Annotated in this window: 25 protein-coding genes and 2 tRNA genes; 9 read left to right on the top strand and 18 right to left on the bottom strand. The window is 59.2% G+C overall.

Annotated elements, in window-relative coordinates:
- Window positions 1-803: 803 nt before the first annotated feature.
- The 7 genes from ACOYXG_RS01115 to ACOYXG_RS01145 form a co-directional block, all read right to left on the bottom strand.
- Complete coding sequence (locus ACOYXG_RS01115) at window positions 804-1,616, bottom strand: hypothetical protein (RefSeq protein ID WP_460355455.1); 813 nt, start codon at window positions 1,614-1,616, stop codon at window positions 804-806.
- Between the two features lie 82 nt (window positions 1,617-1,698).
- Window positions 1,699-1,774 (bottom strand) — tRNA-Thr (locus ACOYXG_RS01120).
- 420 nt (window positions 1,775-2,194) lie between these two features.
- Window positions 2,195-3,430, bottom strand: a complete 1,236-nt coding sequence (locus ACOYXG_RS01125; protein WP_097086938.1) for a methyltransferase — start codon at window positions 3,428-3,430, stop codon at window positions 2,195-2,197.
- Entirely contained in the window at window positions 3,411-4,100 is a 690-nt protein-coding gene (locus ACOYXG_RS01130) for an ABC transporter permease (RefSeq protein WP_007961692.1), read from the bottom strand. Before ACOYXG_RS01130 ends, ACOYXG_RS01125 begins: the two co-directional genes overlap by 20 nt.
- Window positions 4,097-4,792 carry an ABC transporter permease gene (locus ACOYXG_RS01135; RefSeq protein ID WP_007961693.1) on the bottom strand — a complete coding sequence of 232 codons (696 nt, stop codon included), beginning with the start codon at window positions 4,790-4,792 and terminating at the stop codon, window positions 4,097-4,099. Before ACOYXG_RS01135 ends, ACOYXG_RS01130 begins: the two co-directional genes overlap by 4 nt.
- 77 nt (window positions 4,793-4,869) lie before the next feature.
- Window positions 4,870-5,619 carry an ABC transporter substrate-binding protein gene (locus ACOYXG_RS01140; protein WP_027611242.1) on the bottom strand — a complete coding sequence of 250 codons (750 nt, stop codon included), beginning with the start codon at window positions 5,617-5,619 and terminating at the stop codon, window positions 4,870-4,872.
- Window positions 5,620-5,632: 13 nt separating this feature from the next.
- Window positions 5,633-6,406, bottom strand: coding sequence for an ABC transporter ATP-binding protein (locus tag ACOYXG_RS01145; protein WP_007961695.1), 774 nt, complete (start codon window positions 6,404-6,406; stop codon window positions 5,633-5,635).
- A gap of 552 nt (window positions 6,407-6,958) precedes the next feature.
- Here ACOYXG_RS01145 and gabP point away from each other — a divergent pair.
- Window positions 6,959-8,350, top strand: a complete 1,392-nt coding sequence (gene gabP / locus ACOYXG_RS01150; protein WP_027611243.1) for a GABA permease — start codon at window positions 6,959-6,961, stop codon at window positions 8,348-8,350.
- 70 nt (window positions 8,351-8,420) lie between these two features.
- Here the strand turns inward: gabP and ACOYXG_RS01155 are convergent, their stop codons facing one another.
- The 3 genes from ACOYXG_RS01155 to ACOYXG_RS01165 are packed head-to-tail and all read right to left on the bottom strand — an operon-like array spanning window position 8,421 to window position 10,272.
- Window positions 8,421-8,873: a hypothetical protein gene (locus ACOYXG_RS01155; RefSeq protein ID WP_027611244.1), complete on the bottom strand. Its 453-nt coding sequence runs from the start codon at window positions 8,871-8,873 to the stop codon at window positions 8,421-8,423.
- 6 nt (window positions 8,874-8,879) lie between these two features.
- The gene (locus ACOYXG_RS01160; protein ID WP_460355461.1) at window positions 8,880-9,293 is read right to left on the bottom strand and encodes a hypothetical protein; all 414 of its coding nucleotides are present in this window, start codon (window positions 9,291-9,293) and stop codon (window positions 8,880-8,882) included.
- A 28-nt stretch (window positions 9,294-9,321) separates the two neighbouring features.
- Window positions 9,322-10,272, bottom strand: a complete 951-nt coding sequence (locus tag ACOYXG_RS01165) for an alpha/beta hydrolase family protein (protein WP_460355464.1) — start codon at window positions 10,270-10,272, stop codon at window positions 9,322-9,324.
- Between the two features lie 265 nt (window positions 10,273-10,537).
- Between ACOYXG_RS01165 and ACOYXG_RS01170 the strand changes: the two genes are divergently transcribed.
- A complete protein-coding gene (locus ACOYXG_RS01170) occupies window positions 10,538-10,987 on the top strand; it encodes a carboxypeptidase regulatory-like domain-containing protein (protein WP_460355467.1) in 450 nt (149 codons plus the stop codon).
- 47 nt (window positions 10,988-11,034) lie between these two features.
- On the opposite strand, the gene ACOYXG_RS01175 is transcribed toward ACOYXG_RS01170, so the two are convergent.
- The 6 genes from ACOYXG_RS01175 to ACOYXG_RS01200 all read right to left on the bottom strand — a co-directional run bounded on the left by ACOYXG_RS01175 (window position 11,035) and on the right by ACOYXG_RS01200 (window position 15,769).
- Window positions 11,035-11,385 carry a hypothetical protein gene (locus ACOYXG_RS01175; RefSeq protein ID WP_096796699.1) on the bottom strand — a complete coding sequence of 117 codons (351 nt, stop codon included), beginning with the start codon at window positions 11,383-11,385 and terminating at the stop codon, window positions 11,035-11,037.
- 166 nt (window positions 11,386-11,551) lie between these two features.
- A tRNA-Phe gene (locus ACOYXG_RS01180) sits at window positions 11,552-11,627 on the bottom strand.
- A 103-nt stretch (window positions 11,628-11,730) separates the two neighbouring features.
- Window positions 11,731-12,003 carry an oxidative damage protection protein gene (locus ACOYXG_RS01185; RefSeq protein WP_008024947.1) on the bottom strand — a complete coding sequence of 91 codons (273 nt, stop codon included), beginning with the start codon at window positions 12,001-12,003 and terminating at the stop codon, window positions 11,731-11,733.
- Window positions 12,000-13,067 carry an A/G-specific adenine glycosylase gene (gene mutY, locus ACOYXG_RS01190; protein WP_027611250.1) on the bottom strand — a complete coding sequence of 356 codons (1,068 nt, stop codon included), beginning with the start codon at window positions 13,065-13,067 and terminating at the stop codon, window positions 12,000-12,002. The genes ACOYXG_RS01185 and mutY overlap by 4 nt, the downstream gene beginning before the upstream one ends.
- Window positions 13,064-15,286, bottom strand: coding sequence for an AsmA family protein (locus ACOYXG_RS01195; RefSeq protein ID WP_460355470.1), 2,223 nt, complete (start codon window positions 15,284-15,286; stop codon window positions 13,064-13,066). The genes mutY and ACOYXG_RS01195 overlap by 4 nt, the downstream gene beginning before the upstream one ends.
- Window positions 15,287-15,364: 78 nt before the next feature.
- Complete coding sequence (locus ACOYXG_RS01200; RefSeq protein ID WP_097086952.1) at window positions 15,365-15,769, bottom strand: acetyl-CoA sensor PanZ family protein; 405 nt, start codon at window positions 15,767-15,769, stop codon at window positions 15,365-15,367.
- A 223-nt stretch (window positions 15,770-15,992) separates the two neighbouring features.
- Between ACOYXG_RS01200 and ACOYXG_RS01205 the strand changes: the two genes are divergently transcribed.
- The 7 genes from ACOYXG_RS01205 (at window position 15,993) to ACOYXG_RS01235 (ending at window position 21,803) form a co-directional block, all read left to right on the top strand.
- Window positions 15,993-17,657 (top strand): OFA family MFS transporter, encoded by a 1,665-nt coding sequence (locus ACOYXG_RS01205; RefSeq protein ID WP_096796694.1) that lies wholly within the window; start codon window positions 15,993-15,995, stop codon window positions 17,655-17,657.
- Window positions 17,658-17,921: 264 nt separating this feature from the next.
- Window positions 17,922-18,515, top strand: a complete 594-nt coding sequence (gene hisB / locus ACOYXG_RS01210; protein WP_007909204.1) for an imidazoleglycerol-phosphate dehydratase HisB — start codon at window positions 17,922-17,924, stop codon at window positions 18,513-18,515.
- Window positions 18,515-19,153, top strand: coding sequence for an imidazole glycerol phosphate synthase subunit HisH (gene hisH, locus ACOYXG_RS01215; protein WP_095137960.1), 639 nt, complete (start codon window positions 18,515-18,517; stop codon window positions 19,151-19,153). Before hisB ends, hisH begins: the two co-directional genes overlap by 1 nt.
- Window positions 19,154-19,414, top strand: coding sequence for a DUF2164 domain-containing protein (locus tag ACOYXG_RS01220; RefSeq protein WP_007952545.1), 261 nt, complete (start codon window positions 19,154-19,156; stop codon window positions 19,412-19,414).
- A gap of 42 nt (window positions 19,415-19,456) precedes the next feature.
- Window positions 19,457-20,194, top strand: coding sequence for a 1-(5-phosphoribosyl)-5-[(5-phosphoribosylamino)methylideneamino]imidazole-4-carboxamide isomerase (gene hisA, locus ACOYXG_RS01225; protein WP_097086957.1), 738 nt, complete (start codon window positions 19,457-19,459; stop codon window positions 20,192-20,194).
- Between the two features lie 9 nt (window positions 20,195-20,203).
- Window positions 20,204-20,974: an imidazole glycerol phosphate synthase subunit HisF gene (gene hisF, locus ACOYXG_RS01230; RefSeq protein WP_007909211.1), complete on the top strand. Its 771-nt coding sequence runs from the start codon at window positions 20,204-20,206 to the stop codon at window positions 20,972-20,974.
- A 73-nt stretch (window positions 20,975-21,047) separates the two neighbouring features.
- Window positions 21,048-21,803: a substrate-binding periplasmic protein gene (locus ACOYXG_RS01235; RefSeq protein ID WP_460355476.1), complete on the top strand. Its 756-nt coding sequence runs from the start codon at window positions 21,048-21,050 to the stop codon at window positions 21,801-21,803.
- Here the strand turns inward: ACOYXG_RS01235 and ACOYXG_RS01240 are convergent.
- Together ACOYXG_RS01240 and ACOYXG_RS01245 are read right to left on the bottom strand one after the other, a co-directional pair.
- Window positions 21,784-23,088, bottom strand: coding sequence for a Vps62-related protein (locus ACOYXG_RS01240; RefSeq protein WP_460355479.1), 1,305 nt, complete (start codon window positions 23,086-23,088; stop codon window positions 21,784-21,786). The genes ACOYXG_RS01235 and ACOYXG_RS01240 overlap by 20 nt on opposite strands.
- Window positions 23,089-23,294: 206 nt before the next feature.
- Window positions 23,295-24,773 (bottom strand): S1 family peptidase, encoded by a 1,479-nt coding sequence (locus ACOYXG_RS01245; RefSeq protein ID WP_103368312.1) that lies wholly within the window; start codon window positions 24,771-24,773, stop codon window positions 23,295-23,297.
- Window positions 24,774-24,839 lie beyond the last annotated feature (66 nt).

Here is a 24,839-nt window from a genome sequence, read left to right on the forward strand (position 1 = left end):
GCCGCCGGGGGCCGTCCTTCTGTTGTGGTGGTCACCACCATCGGTCGGTAGCCGGTAGCCGGTAGCCGGTAGCCGGTAGCCGGTGGCGTGTGGCCGATGGTAGGTGGCGGTCCGTCGGTGACCGATGGTCGGTGGCTGGGGGGCTGTTCGTGCACCATTGCGGGGCAGTCCGGAGGCTCTAGGCTGGTCTGCACCTGGCGCGCGCCGTCGTCCCCCCGCCACGCCTGCGGGCTAAATGGGTCTCAATTTCTGCACACCTGCAGCCATCCATCAGCAGCGCCCGCCGGGCTTCTCCTGTGCGAACAGGGGGAAGAGAAAAACCTACAAAACCCTGCACACCCCACTTCTTTTTTGAGCGGCCAGGAGCTCGATCTTGAGGCCCTTTTTTCAGGTGACCCATGGGAAACAAGTAATTTTGGTATGGACAGGTAAGAAATCAGCTGGAGCCCGCGTGCGATGCGGTTTTGAGCACTTACTTTGCACTGGCTTTTTGGAGTAAGGAGGGGAGTAATTTTTTGCTAAGTATATGATTTATATGGATATTTTATTTTCGATTTCTGACCTAGGTAAAAGGTAATGTTATTTCTATATATTACTTAAAACTTACCTAATCTAATAACCTAGAGGCCTTGTGTATTAAGGTTTTCAGAGCAATCACGGAAAAACTTACCAAAAATACTGGTTTCCCATGGGTCAACATAAAAGAGGATGCTCTGTAGATGGAGACTAGGTTCACCTCTTGCATAGATGAGTCAGTGAGCACTCTCTGACGTGCGCATCGCTCAAACACATGCGGAAACTGCTTAGTGCCATTTCATTTTTCTGTGGATCAGAAATGCCACTAAAGCACCGCAGATCATGAACACGACAAGCCCTGCGATAGTCGCTATGTTGCTGGTAAGGACGTTCGCAATTTGCTCCGGCATGCTCAGCAGCGTGAACGTGCATCCCAGTATTAAAGACATGCCAGTTCCGTAAGCCATTGGTCGCGACACGACCAAACTATTGCTCGCATTTGCCATGTACAGAAAATAGAGGCTGATCATTGCGAACGCGCTAACGAGCTTGAAGGCGAAACTGAGGTTGCTAGGTTGAGGAACGGATGATTCAACGAACGGAATAGACTTCACGCCCGCGATCCTGGCGCGCGGTTCAAAGCCAGGTTGGCCTCCCGACGTTATTACCGTGAGGAAAAGAGCGTCCTCGGGGTTAGAAAGAAAGGGAGCGATCATGACGCGCTTGTCGTCAATAGAGACCTTCGTAGTGATATCCGGAGGGCTCGACCTGGTTACTTGGGCACTAACGATTGTGGCGTCGCCCGTTACGGCCAATTCCAAAGGCGTTTCGAAATCCGAGCTTACGATCGGCTTGGACCCGGTATTCATCACCTTCAACACCGAGAAATAGGGATCATCGATTTTTCGTCCATCCAGCATCACTTCCAATTCTTGGTTGCCAGCGTGGCGAACGGGTTGGAGAGAGGTGGATGCGAGGCGCTTGACTGTAATAGAGCGTGCGGCTTGATCGGATTGACCCATGTAGATAGGGATCAGGGAGCCGCCCAGCGTAACGACGAACATGACGAGGTATTTCCAATCTAGCGACTTCCAGTTCATCGCATGTCCTCCCTTGTTACGTCGTTTATTACGTCTTGCAGACAAACAAAAGCCCCGCATCGCTGCGAGGCCTTGTTTTATATGGTGCCGGCACCAGGAGTCGAACCCGGGACCTACTGATTACAAGTCAGTTGCTCTACCAACTGAGCTATACCGGCGTGTGGGCGACGATTATAGCGATTGGGTTGGTTCTGTAAACCCCTGAATTCAGACTATTTTTACGCAGGCGCTGGATCAGGCTTGGCGTGAGCGGTGTCGCCGAGTTTTTAGCCGCAAAACCGAGGTGCTACGCGATCAAACCAGAATGAGCGTGAGGGCAGGATTTCTTCACCGTTCAAGCACCCATTTCACCCGTTTATGTCGTTTTGATTGGAAGCTTATGCACAACGGATGGGCGCTACGGCTGCATTGCAGGGGATTTTGTGGACACGTTCTCATTTTGTGCGCAAATCCCTGTTTTACGGGTTTTTTATCAATATGAACAAAAAATGACCAATGCTGTTTAAGCGGTCTAACAGCCGTGAATATTGGATCCACGGGAAAACCATCAACAGAGTTATCCACAGGCTGTAAAGATTTCAAGCGCGCTCGGCCAACAGTAGGAAATTACGCGGAGTCAGCGGTGCGTCGCAGAAGGTGCCGAGGCGTACGACGTATCCCTGTTCGGCGAGGAAAATGGCTCGATCAAGATTCAGCCAAAGCTCCAGCGGTCGTCGGAACAGTCCGCGCAGTAATTCCAGGTTGCGAACTTCGGCCAACCGCTGCCAACCGGCGGCTTCCAGTGCCTGCCAATCTGGCGCGCCGATTGTGGATAACTCTTTCAACGCTGCCAGGTCGCGGCAGTAATCGGCGAAGGATTTGTCCAGCCAGGCGCTGGGCAGGGACGGGGTGGGCAGGTATTTATCGACGCAGCGCACTTGCCGTTGCAGCAAATCGAAAGCCAGGCGTCGGGCCATGGAGGTGTCGCGCTGACGTCGGACTCTTGCACCGGCGGTGACGGTTTCGCTCATTGGCAGTGCCAGATCTTCGAGCGAGAGCTGTAGGGCGGATCGCAAGCCCGCTGAGGACAATGCCTGATACTCGCTGCGATCGATCCGGTTGTAACAGCACGGGGCAATGGCCATCTGCTGACATCCGGCCGCGCTCGCCAGTTGCATCAAGCGCACATGCAGATCGCCGCAGGCGTGCAGGGCGACCGGGGTGTGCTGAGCATTTATAACGCTCGCTGCGTCTGCCGCCAGTACATCCTGCTCGACATGCAGGGCGTGCAAATGACGGCGCTGACTTAATGCCTGACCACTGGCGACCAACGCCGGATCGTATTCGATACAAGTCAGTTGTTGCCCCGTACCCAACAGGCGTCGGCCCAGATGTCCCTTGCCGGAACACCAGTCCAGCCAGTGCGTCGGCTGCGAGGCAAAAGACAAGCGACTGGCGAACGCCTCGATCTGCTGCCACTTGCGCCCCGGCACATCGACATTCAATCGATGGCCTGGGGTTTCCAGCGCATGCTCCGGTAGCTCACCAACCGCGCTCAGCTCAATCGACAATGCCGCCAATGAAGCGAACGGCTCCGGGGCATCGACGAGATCGGCAGGATGGTTATGCGCCCGCTCTGCATCTTCCAGCGATCGTCCGCGTAGCCACTTGGACAATTCGGGGTAGTCGGTTTCCCATGGAAGCGAAAGATGGGTGAACGGACGAGGTTTCCACAGCGCCTGATGCTCAATCAGAAAAGCATCCAGCGCGGTGAAGCGGGCGAGTAGGGCCTCGCCCGTCAGCACGTGTGAAGTTTCAACGCCCTTGGCAGGCATCGACGCGCAGCCAGCGCTCCAGCAGCTTGAAGCCGCGCACCAGCACGTAGGACATCAGCAGATAGAACACGCCGGCGGCGAAGAAGATTTCCACCGGCAGGTAGGTGCGAGCAATGATCGTGCGGGCCATGCCGGTCAGTTCCAGCAGGGTCACGGTGCTCGCCAGCGCGCTGGCCTTGAGCATCAGGATCACTTCATTGCTGTAGGCCGGCAGGCCGATGCGCGCCGCTCGCGGCAGCATGATGTAGAACATCGCCTTGGGTTTGGACATGCCCAGCGCTCGCGCCGCTTCGATCTCGCCGGGTGGAATCGCCTGAATCGCGCCGCGCAGAATTTCGGCGATGTACGCCGCCGTGTGCAGGGTCATGGTCGCGGTAGTACACCAGAACGGATCGCGCAGGTAAGGCCACAGCGCGCTGTTACGCACTGCATCGAACTGCGCCAGGCCGTAATAGACGAGGAACAGTTGCACCAGCAACGGCGTGCCACGGAAAAAGAAGATGTAGGCATAGGGCAAGGCGCGCACATACCACAGCTTTGAGGAGCGGGCGATGCCCAGCGGAATGGCCAGCAACAGGCCGGCAATCACGGCAATCGCCACCAGCTCCAAGGTCAGGGTCGCGCCCTGCGCCAGTTTTGGCAGCCATTTGATGATCACTTCCCAGTTCATGAAGCGCTCCTCGCAAAGCCGCGAGCGGCGCGTTTTTCCAGGAAGTGCATGCCGGTCATCGCCAGCACGGTGAGGCCCAGGTACATGACCGCCGCCACCAGATAGAACGTGAACGGTTGTTTCGACACGGTCACGCCGATCTGCGCGTGGCGCATGATTTCTTCCAGGCCGATCACCGACACCAGCGCGGTGTCTTTCATCAGAATCATAAACAGGTTGCCCAGGCCGGGCAGGGCGATGCGCCACATCTGCGGCATGATCAGCTTGGTGAAGATCCGCCATTTCGACAGGCCCAGCGCCACGCCGGCCTCACGGTGGCCCTTGGGAATGGCGAGGATCGCGCCGCGGAACACTTCCGTGGCGTAGGCGCCGAAGCACAGGCCCAGCGCAATCACGCCGGCGGCGAAGGCGCTGAGTTGCAGGTCGGGATTGCCGAAAAACTCACCGAGGCTGCGCATCAGGTTGACCGTACCGAAGTAGATCAACAGCACCCAGAGCAATTCCGGGACGCCACGCACCAGCGTCGAATAAGTGCCGCCAAGCCATTGCAGCGGCTTGTACGGGGAAGTCTTGGCCAAGGCGCCGAGCAGACCGAGCACCAGTCCCAGGCACAGGGCCGTCAGCGCCAGTTTGACGGTCATCAGCGCACCGGCGGCGAGGGCCGGGCCGAATCCGTAGAGGTCGATAATCATGGATTTCTTTTCAAATCGCGGCAGGCAAGGCCGGGAGCCGGCGCCGTCGGATCACGGTGCCGGTCCCGCAGGTCAGATCAATAGATGCTGAACGGGAAGTACTTGTCGTTGATCTTCTTGTAGGTACCGTCAGCGACGATTTCCTTCAGCGCGGCGTTCAGCTTCTCACGCAGCGGATCACCTTTACGCACCGCGATGCCGATCTTGTCGCTTTCCACGACCGCGTCGCCCTTGAACTCATAGTTCTTGCCGGCGTCGCTTTTCAGCCAGTCGTAGTTGGCGTACTTGTCGGCCAGGATGGCGTCGACACGACCGGAGGTCAGGTCCAGGTAGGCGTTTTCCTGGGTGTCGTAGAGTTTGACTTCGATATCGCTACCGTAGGTGTCCTCCAGCCAGGTACCGGCGAGCGTTGCGCGCTGGGTGCCAATGATCTTGCCTTTGAGCGAATCCTTGTCAGTTTTGAAGTCTTTATCTTTTGGTGCGATGAACTGCAGCTTGTTCGAGTAGTACGGGTCAGTGAAATCCACCGCGCCCTTGCGCTCTTCGGTGATCGACAGCGAGGAGACCAGGAAGTCGAACTTCTTGGCGTTCAGCGCAGGAATGATGCCGTCCCAGTCGGAGGTAACCACGCTGCACTCGACTTTCATCTTGGCGCACAGGGCGTCGCCGATGTCTTTGTCGAAGCCGACCACGTTGCCGCTGGCGTCTTTGTTGTTGAACGGCGGGTACGCCGCTTCGATGCCCATCTTCAGGGTCTCGGCCATGGCTCCGGCGCTGAACGCGAGGGTGACGGCAGCGGCCAGGAAGACCTTTTTAAAATTCTGCATGCATGTTGCTCCGTTAGCGGTTGCTGGACATGAATTGTTTGCAGCGCGCCGAAAGCGGGTTTTCGAACACCTGCTGAGGCGATCCTTGCTCTTCCACCAGCCCCTGGTGGAGGAACACCACTTCGCTGGAGACCTGACGGGCAAAGCCCATTTCGTGGGTCACCAACAACATGGTGCGGCCTTCTTCGGCCAGTGCGCGGATGACACTAAGTACTTCCTGAACCATTTCCGGGTCAAGGGCGGAGGTGGGCTCGTCGAACAGAATCACCTTCGGCTGCATCGCCAGCGTGCGGGCAATCGCGGCGCGTTGTTGTTGACCGCCGGACAGTTGCGCCGGGTAGGCGTGGCGCTTGTCGGCGATGCCGACCTTGGCCAGCAGCGCTTCGGCGACTTCGATTGCCTCGGCCTTGCTCTGGCCGAGCACGCGGCGCGGGGCCTCGATGATGTTGTCGAGCACACTCATGTGCGGCCACAGATTAAAGTTTTGAAATACAAAACCTATCTCGGAACGCAGGCGGTTGATCTGTTTGCCATCAGCGGCAACCAGTTCGCCATTCTTGGCGGGCTTGAGCTTGAGTTCTTCCCCGGCCACCAGAATCTGACCCTGGTGCGGGTTTTCCAACAGGTTGATGCAACGCAGGAACGTGGACTTGCCGGAACCGGAGGAACCGAGGATCGAGATCACATCGCCGTCGCGGGCGGTCAGCGAGATGCCTTTGAGCACCTCAAGCTGTCCGTAGCGTTTGTGCAAGTTGCGGATTTCAAGCGCGGGCGTGGCCTCAGCCATGTGCGTTCCTCATATATGTTGCGCTCCTGCTGTTGGCGGGCCTTCCTGGCGAGGCGGCCAAGCTAGCATAGCGTTTCAATGGCAGCCAACAGCGCTACGGGCGGTAAGCGGATGGCGTGTGGCAGGTTGTCGCATCGGCACAGCAGACTGTCGCCCCATCAACAACCGAACGGGTGTTTGATCGTGCAAACCCGTGGGTGTTGCGTAAAAAAAGGCGCGATGTTGCCAGCTTTGGCGGGGTGTTGGAAGCGCTATCCGGCCGAACGTTCCTGAATCGCCCTTTTATTGTGCATCCCACACTTTTTCAGTGTGTTTCTGGTGCGCTGAATCGTCTGAAAAGTGAGTCGCAGGGTAACGCTCTGGCGAATTGCCATTCATTCCAATGACTTGCGATGACTGTCCGGTCTCGCTGAAAACCGCGGCCCAGAAGAGTTTGAAACATTTTGGCGCATTTATTGCGTGCAGAATCTGGAACGCCCTGTTGGTTTCTTTTTACGAGAAGGAAAACCAGACAGGACGGACGCAATCGCTTTCCTCGCAAAGGTAGTTCCGATGAGCAGTACCCCAAGCTCCAATGGCCTCGAACAGGGGCTCAAACCGCGTCATGTGACCATGTTGTCGATCGCCGGTGTTATCGGCGCCGGTCTGTTCGTTGGCTCCGGCCACGCGATCGCTGCCGCCGGCCCCGCCGTGCTGCTGGCCTACGCCGCCGCCGGTACCCTGGTGGTGCTGGTGATGCGCATGCTCGGTGAGATGGCTGTCGCCTCGCCCGACACCGGCTCGTTCTCGACATACGCCGACCGTGCCATCGGGCACTGGGCCGGTTTCACCATCGGCTGGTTGTACTGGTGGTTCTGGGTGTTGGTGATTCCACTGGAAGCCAACGCCGCCGCGACCATTCTCCATGCCTGGTTCCCGGGTATCGAGATCTGGGCGTTTGCACTGATCATCACCATGCTGCTGACGGTCACCAACCTGTTCAGCGTGAAAAACTACGGTGAATTCGAATTCTGGTTTGCCTTGATCAAAGTCCTGGCGATCATCGGCTTCATCGCGCTGGGTCTTGCGGCCGTTTTCGGCTTCCTGCCGAACAGCCAGGTCAGCGGTGTTTCGCACCTGTTTGATTCCGGCGGCTTCCTGCCAAACGGCATGGGCGCGGTGCTGGGTGCAATCCTGACCACCATGTTCTCGTTCATGGGTACCGAAATCGTGACCATCGCGGCTGCGGAATCGAAGAACCCGGGCAAGCAGATTTCCAAGGCCACCAACTCGGTGATCTGGCGGATCGGCCTGTTCTACCTCGTATCGATCTTCATCGTTGTGGCCCTGGTGCCGTGGAACGATCCTACGCTGGCCAACCTCGGTTCCTACCAGACCGTGCTTGAGCGCATGGGCATTCCGAACGCGAAAATGATCGTCGACATCGTAGTGCTGGTCGCGGTCACCAGTTGCCTGAACTCGGCGCTGTACACCTCGTCGCGCATGCTGTTCTCCCTCGGCAAGCGCGGTGACGCACCGGCGATGTCGACTCGGGTCAACAAAAGCGGTACGCCTTACTGGGCCGTCATGCTGTCGACCGGCGCGGCGTTCCTCTGCACCTTCGCCAACTATGTGGCCCCGGCTGCCGTGTTCGAATTCCTGCTGGCCAGCTCCGGCGCCATCGCGCTGCTGGTGTACCTGGTGATCGCGTTCTCGCAACTGCGTATGCGTAAACAACGCATGGCTCGCGGCGAGAAAATCGTCTTCAGCATGTGGCTGTTCCCGGGCCTGACCTACGCGGTGATCATCTTCATCGTCGCCGCCCTGACCATCATGCTGTTCCAGGAAGCCCACCGCGTGGAAATCCTCGCAACCGGCCTACTGAGCCTCATGGTAGTCGCCGCCGGCCTGCTGGTGGCACGCCGTCGCAAGCTGGAAAACCGTGGTGCGGTGGTGTTGAACTGATCCGCAACGCGTAATGCAAAACGGCCGCTGTCAGTAATGACGAGCGGCCGTTTTTGTTTGTGCGCGGGGTTTATTCGCCCTTGTCTTCCTGGGTGTCCAGCGACTTGCCGTAAGTATCCAGCGCAATCCCGAAATCGGTGATGAACTGTGGCTCAGTCAGCCAGGCCTGGGCGGTTTCGATGTCCATGCCGTCGGCCCACATGCGGTAGTCGATCAGCATGTCGGCGGCCAGGTGAGTGGCGGCCATGCCTTCGTTCTCGGCGTTTTCCATGTCCAGCAGTTCTGGATGGTCAACGATGATGAACGCCAGTTCGCGCAGCAGGGTCAGCAGCATTTCGTTGCGACTGACGGCTTCGGCGTCGCGCATTTTGCTGAACATTGCGAGGGTGTATTCCGGGATCGGCTCGTCCAGATGCCCGAGGTTGTCGTCCTGGTCCAGCGGCTTACGGCCGACCATGCGGATGTGCTTGGCTTTGGCCTTGGCGCGTTTGGCGCGTTTCTGTTGCTTGTTCAGGGATGCCATGGGAACTCAGTTCTTCTGTTGGGTTTGTGCGGCGATCGCGTCGGACGCCGCCACATAGTCGGCCTGGAAGGCCTGGGATTCGATCCACGCCAGGGCGCCGGCTTCGTCGGTTTCCTGGGACCACTGGCGATACTCGATCAGCGCGGCGAGGATGAAATCCATCGCGCCTTCTTCGCCTTCCTGCTCGTAGACCAGTTCCAGCAGCGGGTCTTCGAGGAACGCGGTGCACATGGCTTGCTGGCTGATCTTCTCGGCGTCGATCATTTTCTTGAACAGCTCGGTCAGGTCCACCGACTCGAAGTCGATACGGTCATCGTTCGGGTCCAGTTCGACCGGCGCCTCGGCGCGTTTGCTGCGGTTTTGCTTGGCCTTGGTCTTGGCCCGGGCGGCGCGTTTTTGCTGCTTGTTGGCGGAGGCCATGGTGTGTTCCGTCGTGCGTTGAAAGGGCTCAGCTGCGTGGCACTGGCCGCCCGGGTGTGTCGGGGGCCAACTCGCCGGTTTGCAGCCAGGTCAGAGCAATGGGCCATAGTGTGGCTTGGTATGCGCTGCGAAAAAAGGCGAAATGTCCGACTTGTTGTTCGCCGATGTCCTGCGGCGCGATGCGCAAGTGGGTTTTGTGCGCATGACTGAAGTAGCCGAGCAGGCGTTCGATGGCCGGGATCGTGCCGTACGGGTCGTCGCTGATGCTGATCGCCAAGGTCTTTGCGCGGACATTGGCGAAGGGCAGGCGACCGCTTGCTTTCAGCAGTCGGCGGCCGCTCGGACGCTGCTCGTAGCGCGCGGCAGGCGTGCTCCAGTCGCGTACGACGCCTGCTGGCGTATCCTCGAGCCAGCCGAGGCGTTTGCCCGGGAAATAGCCACAGAGCCGCGTCAGCAGCGGCATCAGCAAATGCCATTTACCAAACATGCGCCAGCGCTGTGCCGGCGCATAGTCGCGCCAGTAAGCGAACTGCGCGCCGACTGTCACCAGTCGACGAATGACCTGCCCGGACTCGCCGAGCCCAGCCGCGCAACCGCCGAAACTGTGGCCGACCACATCGATTGGCTGGCCGGTGAATTCCCGTTGAGCGCGCTTGAGCATCGCTTCGAAATCCAGCGCGCCCCAATCGGTCCATGAAGCCTCGAGGCCTTTCAGGGTTGCCGGACGCGATTCGCCGATGCCTCGGTAGTCGTAGGTGATCACGTCGAAGCCGTTGGCGAACAGGTAATCGGCGAAGCGCGTGTAGTGTCGGCAGCGTACCGAGGTGGCAGCGTTGATGATGACCACCGGGCGTTGCGGGTCAGGCAGGGCGTGACGCCAGATGAAGCCGCCAAGGACAAAGTCGTCGGCCGCGGCCTCATGGAAGAGCTCATTGACGATAACGGCGCTGTGGGTGAGCGCAGTGCTGCATGAGTTCATAAGGACTCGGTCTTTGCGGGATCTCCTGAGCATGAGCTTCATCAAGGCGTAAATGCAACGATTCGGAACGCGCTGCGTTTCAGATCCGCAGGCAGTGCGCTTTCGAGAATTCGTGACGCACTGCGTCACAAAATCAATGCAGTCCTGCAGGCGTAGTCCATTTCGTACACAGGCCAAGTTCCAATCATTCTAAAACACGTGCTTCCCTAGCCGGATCAAATAAGGAGTAACGGTTGGGCTCTACAAGAGCCCGGGAGTCGTCATCATGAAGCGCGTTCTTTCATTCCTGCTGCCCATCGCGGCGGTGGCTGCCTTGGTCCTTCCGGCGATGTTGCAGGCGGCCAACCTCGACCCGATCGACAGTGCCGGCGTGCAAGTCCAGCAACAACAGCAAAACGGCATCAACTACCTGTCCGGCGGGATTGGCCTGGACGAGTCAAAAGCCATTCAGCAAACCCCCGGCTACAACCTGCACATGACGTTCGCGGTGGGCGCGCAAGACCAGTACACCGCTGATGTCGATGTGGTGATTCAAAAGTCGCCGGGGCAAACCGTGCTGACTCTCACCCAAACGGGGCCGCTGGTGTACGTGCAACTGCCACCCGGTAAGTACACCGTGGTCGCCACGCGCAATGGCGAAACACGGCGTGACGTGACAGACGTTGGCAGCGGCACTGCACGCAATCTAGTGTTCCACTGGAATGACGCTGGATAACCTCGGGTGCATTGAGGAATCGAGGCGCGGGTATCCCGCGCCTTCCTTTATCCCCGCGTACGCTTGGCCTGCTGCTTGTCACTGGGCTCGCGCGCCATTCGGTGAATCCATAATCCGATCCAGCCGACGGCTATCAGAAACAGGGTGCCGACGCACTGCGACACGATCTCGAACCAGAACATTCGGGGTTGCAGCGCGAGGGTGTAGGTATGGCGTGGGCCCGATCGGTTCCAGGTGGTGATGGAGCCGCTGATCAAGCTGTGGATGATCAGATAAGTCGACGCGGCGATGAGGAAGGCGATCAGTACGCCGACCAGCACCGTCAGCCAGAATGCCACCCGGCTCTGGCGATAGGGTGGCGGATGGGGCAGGGGGACGCGGGTTCTTTTCTGGTTCATCGAGCGGATGACCCTCTTCCTTAAGGTGCGGCCAAAGTAGCGCGGATCGCCTTTGTTCGAAACCCGTCGCGCATTTGCGCAGCCCAGAAAAAAGACTGGATTGAGCCGCCATCAAATCGCAGGCATAAAAAAACCCTGAATCTTGCGATTCAGGGTTTTCGGTATTTGGTGCCCAGAGACGGAATCGAACCGCCGACACGGGGATTTTCAATCCCCTGCTCTACCGACTGAGCTATCTGGGCAACGGGGCGCATTAAAAGGGTTTTTCGGATTTACGTCAACGACTTTTTTAAAATTTCTTAAATTAATTCCGTCGCTTACGATCCGCCCCCCGATTTTGCATGTTTACTCTGCAGGCGGAACGTAGCCTTCGGCCTTGGCGTATTCCTCGCCGGAGAAGTACTTGTCCATTTCGCCCTGCAGATATTTGCGGTCTTCGGCGTTCATCATGTTCAGACGCTTTTCGTTGATCAGCAGGGTCTGGTGTTTCTGCCAGTCAGCCCAGGCTTTGGCCGAGACGTGGTCAAAAATATCCTGACCTTTGGCGCCCGGGAAAGGAGCGCGTTCCAGCGCGGGCAGTTCTTCTTTGTACTTGCGGCACATGATGGTGCGGGTCATGACGACTCTCCTGCGTTCAATACGGCGGCCGCGCGTTCGAGCAAGGTTTTGACCGGGGCGGCAAGGCCCAGGCGCGGCGGGGTGGCGAGGTTATACCAGAGCCAGTCGGCCTCGGCCACGTGCTGACCGGCCTCCTGCACCTGAACCAGCCAGGGTTCGATGGACAGCTGGAAATGGCTGAAGGTGTGGATGAGGCTTGGCAGCGCCTGCTGCTCGCCCATGGTCAGCGAGTGCTGGTCGGCCAGATGTTGCAGGTCGTCGAGATCGTCGAGTTCCGGCAGGCTCCATAAACCGCCCCAAAGCCCCGTGGACGGGCGGCGATAAAGCAGAATCGCGCCTTCGCCGTTGGCCAGCAGCGGCATCAGCGTGCGTTTTTGCGGGATGGCCTTGCGCGGCTTGGGGATCGGGTAGCGCGTCTCCAGGCCGAGCATGTGCGCCTCGCAGCCCTTTTCCAGCGGGCACAGAAGGCAGCTCGGTTTGCTGCGCGTACACAGCGTGGCACCGAGATCCATCATCGCCTGGGTGTAGGCGTTGACCCGATCGTGCGGCGTGAAACGCTCTGCGTTGGCCCACAGCTGTTTGGCGACCTTCGGTTCACCCGGGTAACCCTCCTGCGCGGTAAAACGCGCCAGAACGCGTTTGACGTTGCCGTCGAGGATCGGCGCGCGCAGGCCCATGCTGATGCTGGCGATGGCGCCGGCGGTGGACAGGCCGATCCCCGGCAAATCCGTCAGCTTTTCGACGTCACGGGGAAATTCGCCGCCGTACTGGCTGACGACGATCTTTGCGGTCTTCTGCAGGTTGCGTGCGCGGGTGTAGTAACCGAGCCCGGTCCACAGGTGCAGCACTTCGTCCTCCGGCGCTTCGGCCAGCGCTTGCACCGTTGGCAGCGCGGCCATGAAGCGGTCGAAGTAATTGAGCACGGTGCTGACCTGGGTCTGCTGCAACATGATCTCCGACACCCACACCCGATACGGATTGATGTCTTGCTGCCAAGGCAAATCGTGGCGGCCGTGGCGGTCGAACCATTCCAGCACCGCCGTGGAAAACTGCTCCGCTGTCATCGCTTGAACAGCCCCTTCAATGCGTTTTTCAATTCCGGGCTGACCTTGTCGCCAAGTTTTTCATCGATCTTCTCGCTGAGTTTGTCACCGGCCATTTTGGTCGCGACCTGGCCGAGACGTTCGTTGTCCACACGGCAGGCCTTGGCGCCCAGTTCCAATGGGCCGCGGCAGCGCAGCGGCCACTCGATGCCGACGAATTTCTCGCCGACCTGACAGGCCGGATCCGGCATGGCGCTGGTGTCGCCTTCGACGATGATGCCGACGCGGTAATCCATGCCCAGCACCCGCAGGTCGATGTCGCCATCGCCGTTGACGGTCATGCCGGGGATGCGCACTTTCAGGTCGGGGTTGCTGGCGATACCGTTGCGGAAGGTCAGGTTGCCCTTGAGTTCCTGGAACGGCGTGTCCTTGCCCCGTGGCTCGCCGCTGAGGGTTTTGCGGTTGAGGGTGGCGATGCCTTTGCACAGTTGCTGTTCAAGGTTGGCGTTGAGCAGCACACCGTTGTTGATCACGAAACTGGCGTTGCCGTTGAGGGTTTCAATCAGCGCCTGCTGGCTGTTGCCGCTGCCGGTGAGGCTGCTGGTCAGTGTGACCAGGCCTTTGACCGGCGGATTCTTGCCCTGGCTTTCGAGGATTTTCTCGGCCGGTACGCGGTTGATCCTGGTTTGCAGGTTCAGCACCGGCGCACTTGGGCGTACGTCGAGGGTGCCCTTGGCTTCGAAATCGCCGTTGTACAGGCCACCACGCAGATTTTCCAACGTCAGCAGGCCGCCCTGGCTAGTGGCTTTGAGCGCGGCATTCTGAATCGGCAGTTTGTCGAGGGTCAGCTGGCCGAAGGTCAGGTCGGCATCGACGTCGAGTTTGGCCAGACGCTCGACCGGCAGCAGACGCTCGGTGCTCCAGGCGCTTTTGCTTGGTTTGTCCGGCAACGGTGTGCTGCCGGCGCCGGCCATGGCATCGGCTTCGGTGCTGGCGACTTCGGCCTGACGCACTTGCGTGGCGTTTTTGGCTTTTTCCGATTTCGGCGGCAGGTAGCGGTCGACGTCGAACGTGTCAGCCTTGAGGATCGCGCGCAGCGACTGCTTGGCGAAATCTTCCACGGCAATGCGCCCGCTGAAGCTGCTGTCGTCGAGTTTCAGGTTGATGTTGTCGAAGGCCACGCTGGTTGGCGTAGCGGCCACGCGGCTGACCAGTTCGACCTTGCTCAGGCTGCCGGGCGCCATGGCTGGCAACGTCTGGCCGATGCTATCGACAAATTTCGCCAGATCGAACTGGGCGATCGAGATTCCGCCAGTGATCTGCGGGGTCTTGTCGAGGTCGTTGGCTTTCAGCTCACCGAGGGCACGCAACTGGTTGGCGGAGATCTTGATCCCGGTCCATTCGGCGACGTTCGCTGCCTTGTCCAGGGAAATCTGGCCTTGGGCGGAGAAGGTCATGGCCTTGCCCTGTAGTGGGTCGCCGGTCAGTTCGCCGGACAGTTTCATGTCTTCGAACTTGTAACGTTGCAGGGCGCGTTCGATGCGCAGCTCGCCGTTGAGCTCGGTGCGCACCCGCAGCACAGGCTGATTGGTGCTGAGGAACGCCGTGGCTTTCAGCGGAATGTTGGTCGAATCGTGTACCGCACCGGTGCTCAGCTGGATGCTTTCGGCACTGTACTGCTTGCCGGTTTGCTCGTCGGTGTATTCAACACGGGCGTTGTTGACGGTCAGGCTGTCGATGTCGAGGCGGATCGGCTGCGGTGGTTTTTCCGGCTGGGCGGCCTCTGCAACAGGCGGGCTGGCAGGCGTCGGGCTGCCGGCAGGCGTGGCGGGAGGTGGCAGCTTGCCGATGTCTTCCCAGTTGCCGTGGCCGTTCTTGTCGCGTTTGAGGCGCAGGTTCAGGCCTTCGACGCGCACATCGCTCATCTGCACTTCGCGGCGCAACAGCGGCAGCACGCGCACGGACAGGCCGAGCATCTGCAGGTCGGCATACGGTTCGGTCGGGTTGATCAGGGTGGCGATGCTGGCCTCATGCAGTTCCAGGCCGAGCCACGGGAACAGGCTCCAGCCGATATCGCCATTGAGCGTCAGCTCGATGTGGGCCTTGTCGCGGGCTATCTGGCGAATCTCGTCTTTATAGTCGTTGGGATCAAACAGGTGGGTCAGGGCGAAGCCCGCCGCCACAATGATCAGCAACAGCCCGAGAAGTACCAGACCCAGGATTTTGCCGAACGCTTTCATGGGCGAGTCCTTGTAGTTAGTCGAATTCGTAATTTAGCCGGGGAGTATAGCGCTGCATCCGCCCGGTTCGGGGCGCTGTCATGTCGCGATGACGTCCAGCGGCAATTGCAATTTGGCGGCCAGCGCCTGGATTTCAAGGTGTCCGGCCGGTGCCAGCAGGCGCAGTTGGGCACCCGCTTGCGACGCCATTTTCTGTGCTTGGTTCACCAGTCTCTCGGCTACCCCACGGCGCCGGGTGACTTTTCGTATACACAAATGTGACAAGTACCAAATCCTGTCGTGCCTTGTCAGGCGTGCTGCACCAAGCAGGCGATCGTTGAAACGTCCTGCAATCAAAGAGCCGTCAGCCAGGCTGTTTTCGATCAGTTGAGCGTCCCCGGAATACGGTGCGAACAGCCATTGCGGAGCGTCACGATAGATTTTTTGCAGGTCCTGTTGATCCTGGTAACTGGCATCGTTCAGCGCTTGGACAGCGATCGGCATGGCTTTTTCCTGTGGGGACGAGATCAGATGACATGAAAAAGGTGATATCAGTTTGGTTTTTCTGTCACGTGCAAATGGTAACCTTCGCCGGTTCGTCCGTCCTTCTGCGACTTAACGTCGCGCCTTCAAGGAGCTTCACCCGAAAAAACGGTCATGCCTGCGTGCATAAAGGCCGAGGGTGAGCAGTGGCTGGCGAACCATACTAATAATTGGGGGATACACAATGAGCACGAGCATCACGGCGGACGGCCTTCGCGCCGACCAGCCTGCGTTCCTGTCCAAGGAACGCATCATCGCCAAGCCCGGTTTCAACCGCTGGCTGGTTCCACCGGCCGCTCTGGCCATCCACCTGTGCATCGGCATGGCCTACGGTTTCTCGGTGTTCTGGTTACCGCTGTCCAAGGCGCTGGGCGTCACCGCGCCTGTGGCTTGCGCGCCGGACATGAGCTTCATCGCTCAGGTCTTCTCTTCGCAATGCGACTGGCCGATCTCCATGCTCGGCTGGATCTACACCCTGTTCTTCATCTTCCTCGGCTGCTCGGCAGCAATCTGGGGTGGCTGGCTGGAACACGCCGGGCCACGCAAGGCCGGTGTGGTGTCGGCACTGTGCTGGTGCGGCGGTCTGCTGATCTCGGCGCTGGGTATCTACACCCACCAGATCTGGCTGATGTGGATCGGCTCTGGCGTGATCGGTGGTATCGGTCTGGGCCTGGGCTACATTTCGCCGGTCTCGACCCTGATCAAGTGGTTCCCGGACAAGCGCGGCATGGCGACCGGCATGGCGATCATGGGTTTCGGTGGCGGCGCGATGGTCGGTGCACCGTTGGCGACTGCGCTGATGAGCCACTTCGCTTCGCCTGCCGGTGTCGGCGTGTGGCAGAGCTTCGTGGCCATGGCTGCGATCTACTTCGTGTTCATGATCGGTGGCGCCCTGGCTTACCGCGTGCCGCCAACCGGCTGGAAGCCTGAAGGCTGGACCGCTCCGGCAAAGAAAGCCTCGAACGCGATGATCACTCACCGTCACGTGCACGTGAATGTGGCGTGGAAAACCCCGCAGTTCCGTCTGGTGTGGCTGGTGCTGTGCCTGAACGTGTCGGCCGGTATCGGCATCCTCGGCATGGCCTCGCCACTGCTGCAGGAAGTGTTCGGCGGCAAGCTGCTGGGCGTTGACGTGCCGTTCGGTCAACTGGACGCCGGGCAACTGGCTTCGATCGCTGCGATCGCTGCCGGCTTCACCGGTCTGCTGAGCCTGTTCAACATCGGTGGCCGCTTCTTCTGGGCTTCGTTCTCGGACTACCTGGGTCGCAAAAACACTTACTTCGTGTTCTTCGCCCTCGGTTTTGCCCTGTACGCGCTGATCCCGAACATGGGCCATCTGGGCAACGTTGCGCTGTTCGTGGCGGCGTTCTGCATCATCCTGTCGATGTACGGCGGTGGTTTTGCGACCGTTCCAGCGTATCTGGCCGACCTGTTCGGCACGCAAATGGTCGGTGCGATCCACGGTCGTCTGCTGACTGCCTGGGCTGCGGCCGGCGTGCTCGGCCCGGTGCTGGTGAACTACCTGCGTGAGTATCAGTTGAGCATCGGCGTTGAACGCGCTGCCGCTTACGACATCACCCTGTACATCCTCGCCGGCCTGCTGGTGCTGGGTTTCCTGTGCAACCTGATGGTGCGTCCGGTGGCCGACAAGTACTTCATGACCGACGCTGAACTGGCCGCCGAACAGGCGCTGGGTCACGACAAAGGTGCTGATGCCAGCACCGTGCTGGAGTGGAAAGCCGCACCGGGCAGCAAGCCGCTGGCAATCGCTGCATGGCTGGTGGTGGGCATTCCGTTGGCGTGGGGTGTGTGGGTGACCCTGCAGAAGACGGCGGTACTGTTTCACTAAACAAAACCTAGTACCCCTGTAGGAGTGAGCCCTGCTCGCGATAGCGGTCTGACAGTCACGGAAATGTTGGCTGTCACGCCCTCATCGCGAGCAGGCTCACTCCTACAGTTGTTTTCGGGGTGCCTGTAATGGCTTGTATGGACATGTCTACCCGCGACAGCCGGGCGTTCTATCCGTCAGCCATCTCACGTCGCGTGTTTCTGTTTCGGCCCCGCGTGCCTATAATGGCTGCCTTTTTCGCCCAATGATTTTGCGGAGCTGGTGATGGCCGAACGTAAGGCGTCTGTCGAGCGCGACACTCTGGAAACCCAGATCAAAGCCTCGATCAACCTTGATGGCACCGGAAAGGCCCGATTCGATATCGGCGTTCCTTTTCTTGAGCACATGCTGGATCAGATCGCCCGTCACGGGTTGATCGACCTGGATATTGAATGCAAGGGCGATCTGCATATCGACGACCACCATACCGTGGAAGACGTCGGTATCACCCTCGGCCAGGCCTTCGCCAAAGCCATCGGCGACAAGAAAGGCATCCGTCGCTACGGCCACGCCTACGTGCCGCTCGATGAAGCGCTATCGCGCGTGGTGATCGACTTCTCCGGCCGTCCAGGCCTGCAGATGCACGTGCCGTACACCCGCGCCACCGTGGGCGGCTTCGACGTCGACCTGTTCCAGGAATTCTTCCAGGGCTTCGTCAACCACGCCTTGGTCAGCCTGCACATCGACAACCTGCGTGGCACCAACACCCACCACCAGATTGAAACCGTGTTCAAGGCTTTCGGCCGCGCGCTGCGCATGGCCGTCGAGCTGGATGAGCGCATGGCCGGGCAAATGCCATCGACCAAAGGCGTTCTGTAATGCAGACGGTTGCAGTTATCGACTACGGCATGGGCAACCTGCACTCGGTGGCCAAGGCCCTCGAGCACGTTGGCGCCGGCAAGGTGCTGATCACCAGCGATGCCGACGTGATCCGCGAAGCCGACCGTGTGGTATTCCCCGGCGTAGGTGCGATTCGCGATTGCATGGCGGAGATCCGTCGCCTCGGGTTCGACTCGCTGGTGCGTGAAGTCAGCCAGGATCGTCCGTTTCTCGGCATCTGTGTCGGCATGCAAGCCCTGCTCGACAGCAGCGAAGAGAACGACGGCGTCGACTGCATCGGCCTGTTCCCGGGCGCGGTGAAGTTCTTCGGCAAAGACCTGCATGAAGATGGCGAGCACCTGAAAGTCCCGCACATGGGCTGGAACGAGGTGAAGCAGAAGGTCAGTCACCCGCTGTGGCACGACATTCCGGACATGGCGCGTTTCTACTTCGTACACAGCTATTACATCGCCGCTGCCAACGCGCGGCAGGTGGTGGGTAGCGGTCATTACGGGGTCGATTTCGCTGCCGCGCTGGCCGAAGGTTCGCGTTTCGCCGTGCAGTTCCACCCGGAGAAGAGCCATACCCATGGCCTGCAATTGCTGCAGAACTTCGCCGCGTGGGACGGTCGCTGGTAAATGGCTGCCAAGAAGTCCAAGCCGCCGATCCTGACCCTCACTCCCGAACAGGAGAGCGAGGCCAACCGCAAGATCCAGCGGTTCATGGAGGATCGGTTCGAACTCGACCTGGGTTCGTTCGAGGCGGCGGAAATTCTTGAGCTGTTTACCCGCGAAATTGCTCCGCACTATTACAACAGGGCGATTTTCGATGTGCAGACCCACCTCAAAGAGCGGTTTGAAAGCATCGAAAGCGACCTGTGGGCGCTCGAGAAAAACTGATTTTCGAGCCAAGCTGAACATTCAAATTTGAAGGTTTGCCAGATGCTGATTATTCCCGCTATCGATCTCAAGGACGGTGCCTGCGTACGTCTGCGCCAGGGCCGCATGGAAGATTCCACAGTGTTCTCCGATGACCCGGTGAGCATGGCTGCCAAGTGGGTGGAGGGCGGTTGCCGCCGTCTGCATCTGGTCGATCTGAACGGCGCATTCGAAGGCCAGCCGGTCAACGGCGAAGTGGTGACCGCGATCGCCAAGCGTTACCCGAACCTGCCGATCCAGATCGGTGGCGGTATCCGCTCGCTGGAAACCATCGAGCACTACGTCAAGGCGGGCGTCAGCTACGTGATCATCGGCACCAAAGCCGTTAAAGATCCGGCGTTCGTCGCTGAGGCCTGCCGCGCGTTCCCGGGCAAAATCATCGTCGGTCTGGATGCCAAAGACGGTTTTGTCGCTACTGATGGCTGGGCTGAAATCAGCACCGTGCAAGTCATCGATCTGGCCAAGCAGTTTGAAGCCGACGGTGTGTCCTCGATCGTTTATACCGACATCGCCAAAGACGGCATGATGCAGGGCTGCAACGTACCGTTCACCGCTGCGCTGGCTGCAGCGACGAAGATCCCGGTGATCGCGTCCGGCGGTATCCACAATCTGGGTGACATCAAGTCGCTGCTCGACGCCAAGGCGCCGGGCATCATCGGTGCAATCACTGGCCGGGCGATCTACGAAGGCACCCTCGACGTCGCCGAAGCGCAAGCTTTCTGCGATGCGTACCAAGGCTGAGGACTGACCATGGCGCTGGCCAAACGCATCATCCCTTGCCTGGACGTGGACAACGGCCGGGTCGTCAAAGGTGTGAAGTTCGAGAACATCCGCGATGCCGGCGACCCGGTGGAAATCGCCCGTCGTTATGACGAGCAGGGTGCCGACGAGATTACCTTTCTCGACATCACCGCCAGCGTCGATGGCCGCGACACCACGCTGCATACCGTCGAGCGCATGGCCAGCCAGGTGTTCATCCCGTTGACCGTCGGCGGTGGCGTGCGCACCGTGCAGGACATTCGCAACCTGCTCAACGCTGGTGCGGACAAGGTTTCGATCAACACCGCAGCGGTGTTCAATCCGGAGTTTGTTGGCGAAGCGGCGCAGCATTTCGGCTCGCAGTGCATCGTCGTCGCCATCGACGCGAAGAAGGTCTCCGGCCCGGGCGAAACCCCGCGCTGGGAAATCTTCACCCACGGCGGGCGCAAGCCGACCGGCCTCGACGCGGTCGAGTGGGCGAAGAAGATGGAAGGCCTGGGTGCCGGCGAAATCCTGCTGACCAGTATGGATCAGGACGGCATGAAAAACGGCTTCGACCTCGGCGTGACTCGCGCGATCAGCGATGCGCTGGGCATTCCGGTGATCGCCTCCGGCGGCGTCGGCAACCTGCAGCATCTGGCCGACGGCATCCTCGAAGGCCACGCCAGCGCGGTACTGGCGGCGAGTATTTTCCACTTCGGCGAATACACCGTGCAGGAAGCGAAAGCGTATATGGCCAAACGCGGCATCGTGATGCGCTAAACCGTACAGGCCAGTGGACAGCATGGCGTACCCAAGGCACTCTTGGGCACGCCATGGATTCCGGTAGCCCGACATGATCAAACGCCTGCTTCTTGTTCTCGCCAGTGCCTCTGTGTTGTTGCTCAACACGGCGCGGGCCGAAAACAGTCCCGACACCGATCTGGTGCTCCTCACCGAAAACTTTCCGCCCTACAACATGGCGAAAGACGGCAAGAACTTCGCCAAGGGCGAGAACATCAACGGCATTGCCGCCGACATCGTGCGCGAAATGTTCAAGCGCGCCGGGCTCACCTATAGCCTGACGCTGCGCTTCCCATGGGAGCGCGTCTACAAACTGGCGCTGGAAAACCCCGGTTACGGCGCCTTCGTGATGGCCCGCCTGCCGGACCGCGAAAACCTGTTCAAATGGGTCGGCCCGATCGGTCCGGACGACTGGATCATGTTGGCCAGGGCCGACAGCAAGATCACCCTCGACACCCTCAACGATGCACGCAAATACAAGATCGGCGCCTACAAGGGCGACGCGATTGCCGAGACGCTGACCAAGCAGGGCTTGAAACCCACGGTCGTGCTGCGCGATCAGGACAACGCAAAAAAACTGGTCAACGGTCAGATCGACCTGTGGGCCACGGGTGATCCTGCCGGGCGTTATCTGGCGCGGCAGGACGGGGTCACCGGGCTCAAGACCGTGTTGCGCTTCAACAGCGCCGAGTTATATCTGGCGCTGAACAAGGACGTGTCGGACGCAACGGTCGCCAGGCTGCAGGCGGCGCTGGATCAAATGCGCAAGGACGGGGTTATCGACGAAATCATGGGGCGCTATCTGTAGCCGTCGGCAACGACTGGTCCGCTGCATCGTGGGTGCATTCTTGCGGCGGATATTGCAGCAGATTCAGGTTTTCGTTCTGGGTGTAAGCCAGATTGATCCCCGCCTGCGAGCCGTCAGCACGACGCAGCTCGTAGAAACTCTCCAGCTGATAAACCGCGACGAATTTGCCTTTGCCGGCCATCGCGATCACATGGGTAACAAATGGAGTCTGCCAACCACTGGTTGACGTCTCGCTGTGAGTGAACTGGCTGTCCAGTCTTGCCGAGAATGGGAGTGACGGAGGAGCGTCTGCCTTCGATGCCCACGGACTCACAAAACTGATCGCGGTAAGTTGAGTGAACAGACGCAACGTCTTCGGATTCTGCAGCCGCTGCGCAGTCCACTTGAAAGCCCGTGCCTCCTCGCCTGTGTTGTGTCCGCTCCCAACCAAATAGTACTGGTCGGTTCTTTCCAGGCGATAAAACGGCGTGGTGCGTAATTGCTCAATTGGCGACAAGTCATCCTTGACCACGAACCATGGCAGCTCGATGACTTGGGCGAGGGTGGCCGCTCCCTTGGTTTCTGGGGCTTGCGCTGCGGAGAGCGTTGGTAGCTGTGGCGGTGACTGGATCAGCGGCGCGATCTGCATGCTTAGTGAATAGGCACCGACATTGCCCTCTGGCCGGTTGAAACTGCTGGCCGCAACAAATGTTCCCGGTGCGAAATGAATCTCTCCCGGCGGTGCATTGGGTGGTATGACACTCCATGCACTGAAGCTCTGCTTGGCGCCGCTGCCCCTGTCATTCCAGATCAGTTCGCCAACGTCCGAGGCGACCACCAGATCGGCGCGTACACAGCGAACCGCGTTGAGTGAAGGTTTTTCGTGATCATTGGAGCAGACCGCGCCCATGGCCACATAACCTTGCGGGGCGATCGGTCGCCATACGGCCCCGTCTTTCTTCGAGCCTGAGCCGGAATCTTTCCAGATCAGCTCGAAATCGTCCGGGCGCCTTAATGCCGGGCCCCTGGCCGGATCTGCACTGGGTGCATCGCCTTCGCAAACCACAGCTACCACGGTGCTGCCGTTAATGTTGTCGTGCCCGGCGACGAACACGTCGCCGAGCGGGAAATAGCCCGGCAATACATCCGGAGCCGGAGTCGGGCGCCAGAAGGCCGCGGGTTTAGCCCGTGAGCCGGTGCTGTCCCAGATGCGGTGAAACTCCGTGGTGAAATGGATCAGCAGATTGTCGTGGCGGATCGGCTCGATTTGTCTGGATGGCGCTGCGGCCTGGTCATGAATGGTCATGGTCACTCCTGATAGTTGAACGGCGACTCAAGGGAGTCGCGACCTGTTGCAGGTCTCACTATCGGTAATCGCAACCGGTCTCTGGCGGTAACTATGTATGACGTCGTGACCAGTTATTTCCAAAAAACCGTTCCTTGCCATGGGCAGCCTTGCGCTCCTGTTTTGCCTATTGATGCAGAAGCACAAGGCCTACGTTACTGGTCAGCTCAGGGGGCGCTGTTTTCGAGCGCTTCCCATTCCAGGATGTATTCCTTCAATTCTGAGCGCTGATTGTTGGGGTCGACAGCGTAAACGCAGAGTTTGAGGGGGAAGTTGCTTTGCGGGCGTAGCCAATTGGAGGTCACATGCCTATAACCCTGCGGGTCTTCGCAACTGACTTTTTCAGCAAGGCCGCCTTTTACCTCGTATCGATCAAGACCCTCGTTCTTGCGTTCCGGCCACAGAATCAGTGCCCTGTTTATCTCTTTGTTAAACGAAGTCTCTATGGTCGGAACAGGCGTCGGGCCCGCATCAACCAGATAAGTGGGAACAGTGACGGCATTGCGATAAGTGCCTGCGGGTAATATGTCCTCAGTACTGTTTGTGGCGATGATGCAAAGGTTGCTAGGCCCGGTTTCAGGTCCCATCGGAACATTTATTCGAGTCGGCGCAGTGCCGGTGGTGATTGGCTGGCTGTAGGCTTGCGGAACTTCGCATTCGACCGGGTCCGACGTGCGTTTGGTCCGGATAAACCGGGTGCTGGCGGTTATTTCAAAGTTCCATTCTGGATAAACGTAGTTGCCCTGAGCGGTTACGCTGATCTTTGCATGCGTTGGCAGTTGGGCAGGCAGTCTGATAGAGGCTGCCGGAAATAATTCGCACACCTGCGGATCCGTATTGAGTTTGCCATCGATAAAGCAGTTGTTGAAAACCGAGGTGGGACTGCCGTAACTGCCGCTCGGCATCTGACCGTATCCAGGCAGCGGCGTCAGATGGTGAGCCAAGGTCCCAAGGACGCCATAGACCTCGTTGGTCGCTCGAACGATGACCGGACTCCCCGAGCTTCCGGAAGCAATATCTTTGCATTGGTTGCTGACGGTATGCCGCCAAACCCAGGGCTTTTCGAAAATCGCCGGGGAGGGCATGTGGGTGCAGGCTGACATTTGTAATGGAGAGCCCACGGGTTTGTGCACTATCAGAATGTCGCTATCTTCTGCCGGCGCCTGCCGGGCCAGTTTCATGGGCGTGATGCCCTGAGCCAGAAGTTCGCCCTGTGACACTCCAAGCTCCAACAGAGCCAGGTCGACACCCTGAATACTGCTCCAGGCTACTTTCTGCAGAGAAACGGTCCTGGAGGCAGCAGTCGTATCGATGAAGCTGTTGAAGGTAATGCTGGCTTCGATAGGGTCATCTAGTCGCATGACCCCGTTTTCCTTGCCCACGCAGTGGGCGCTGGTCAGTGCATAGGCGGAATCGGACGGTCGAGAGCTGTTAGTGTCGATCAGGAAGGCGGTGCAGGAACCATGCTCGCGGCTTTTGTACTCACCGATTCCCATCCAGTGGTTATTTTCGCCATCTTTGTTAGTCAGGTGTTGCGACGGTGAGAAGTTTTCAGCGCCCTTGCCGTAATCGACAGGGCTGGAACAGGCAGGAAGTGAGAAGGCCGTCAGTAATAAAAAGCTTGGGTGGATATATTTAAAGTTCATGGCCAGTCCTTGGCTAATATATGGGTGCAAGACTGGCGCAGAATAAGACAGTTAGGTTTGAGTCGG

It is taken from the genome of Pseudomonas sp. G3-39 (assembly GCF_054790485.1).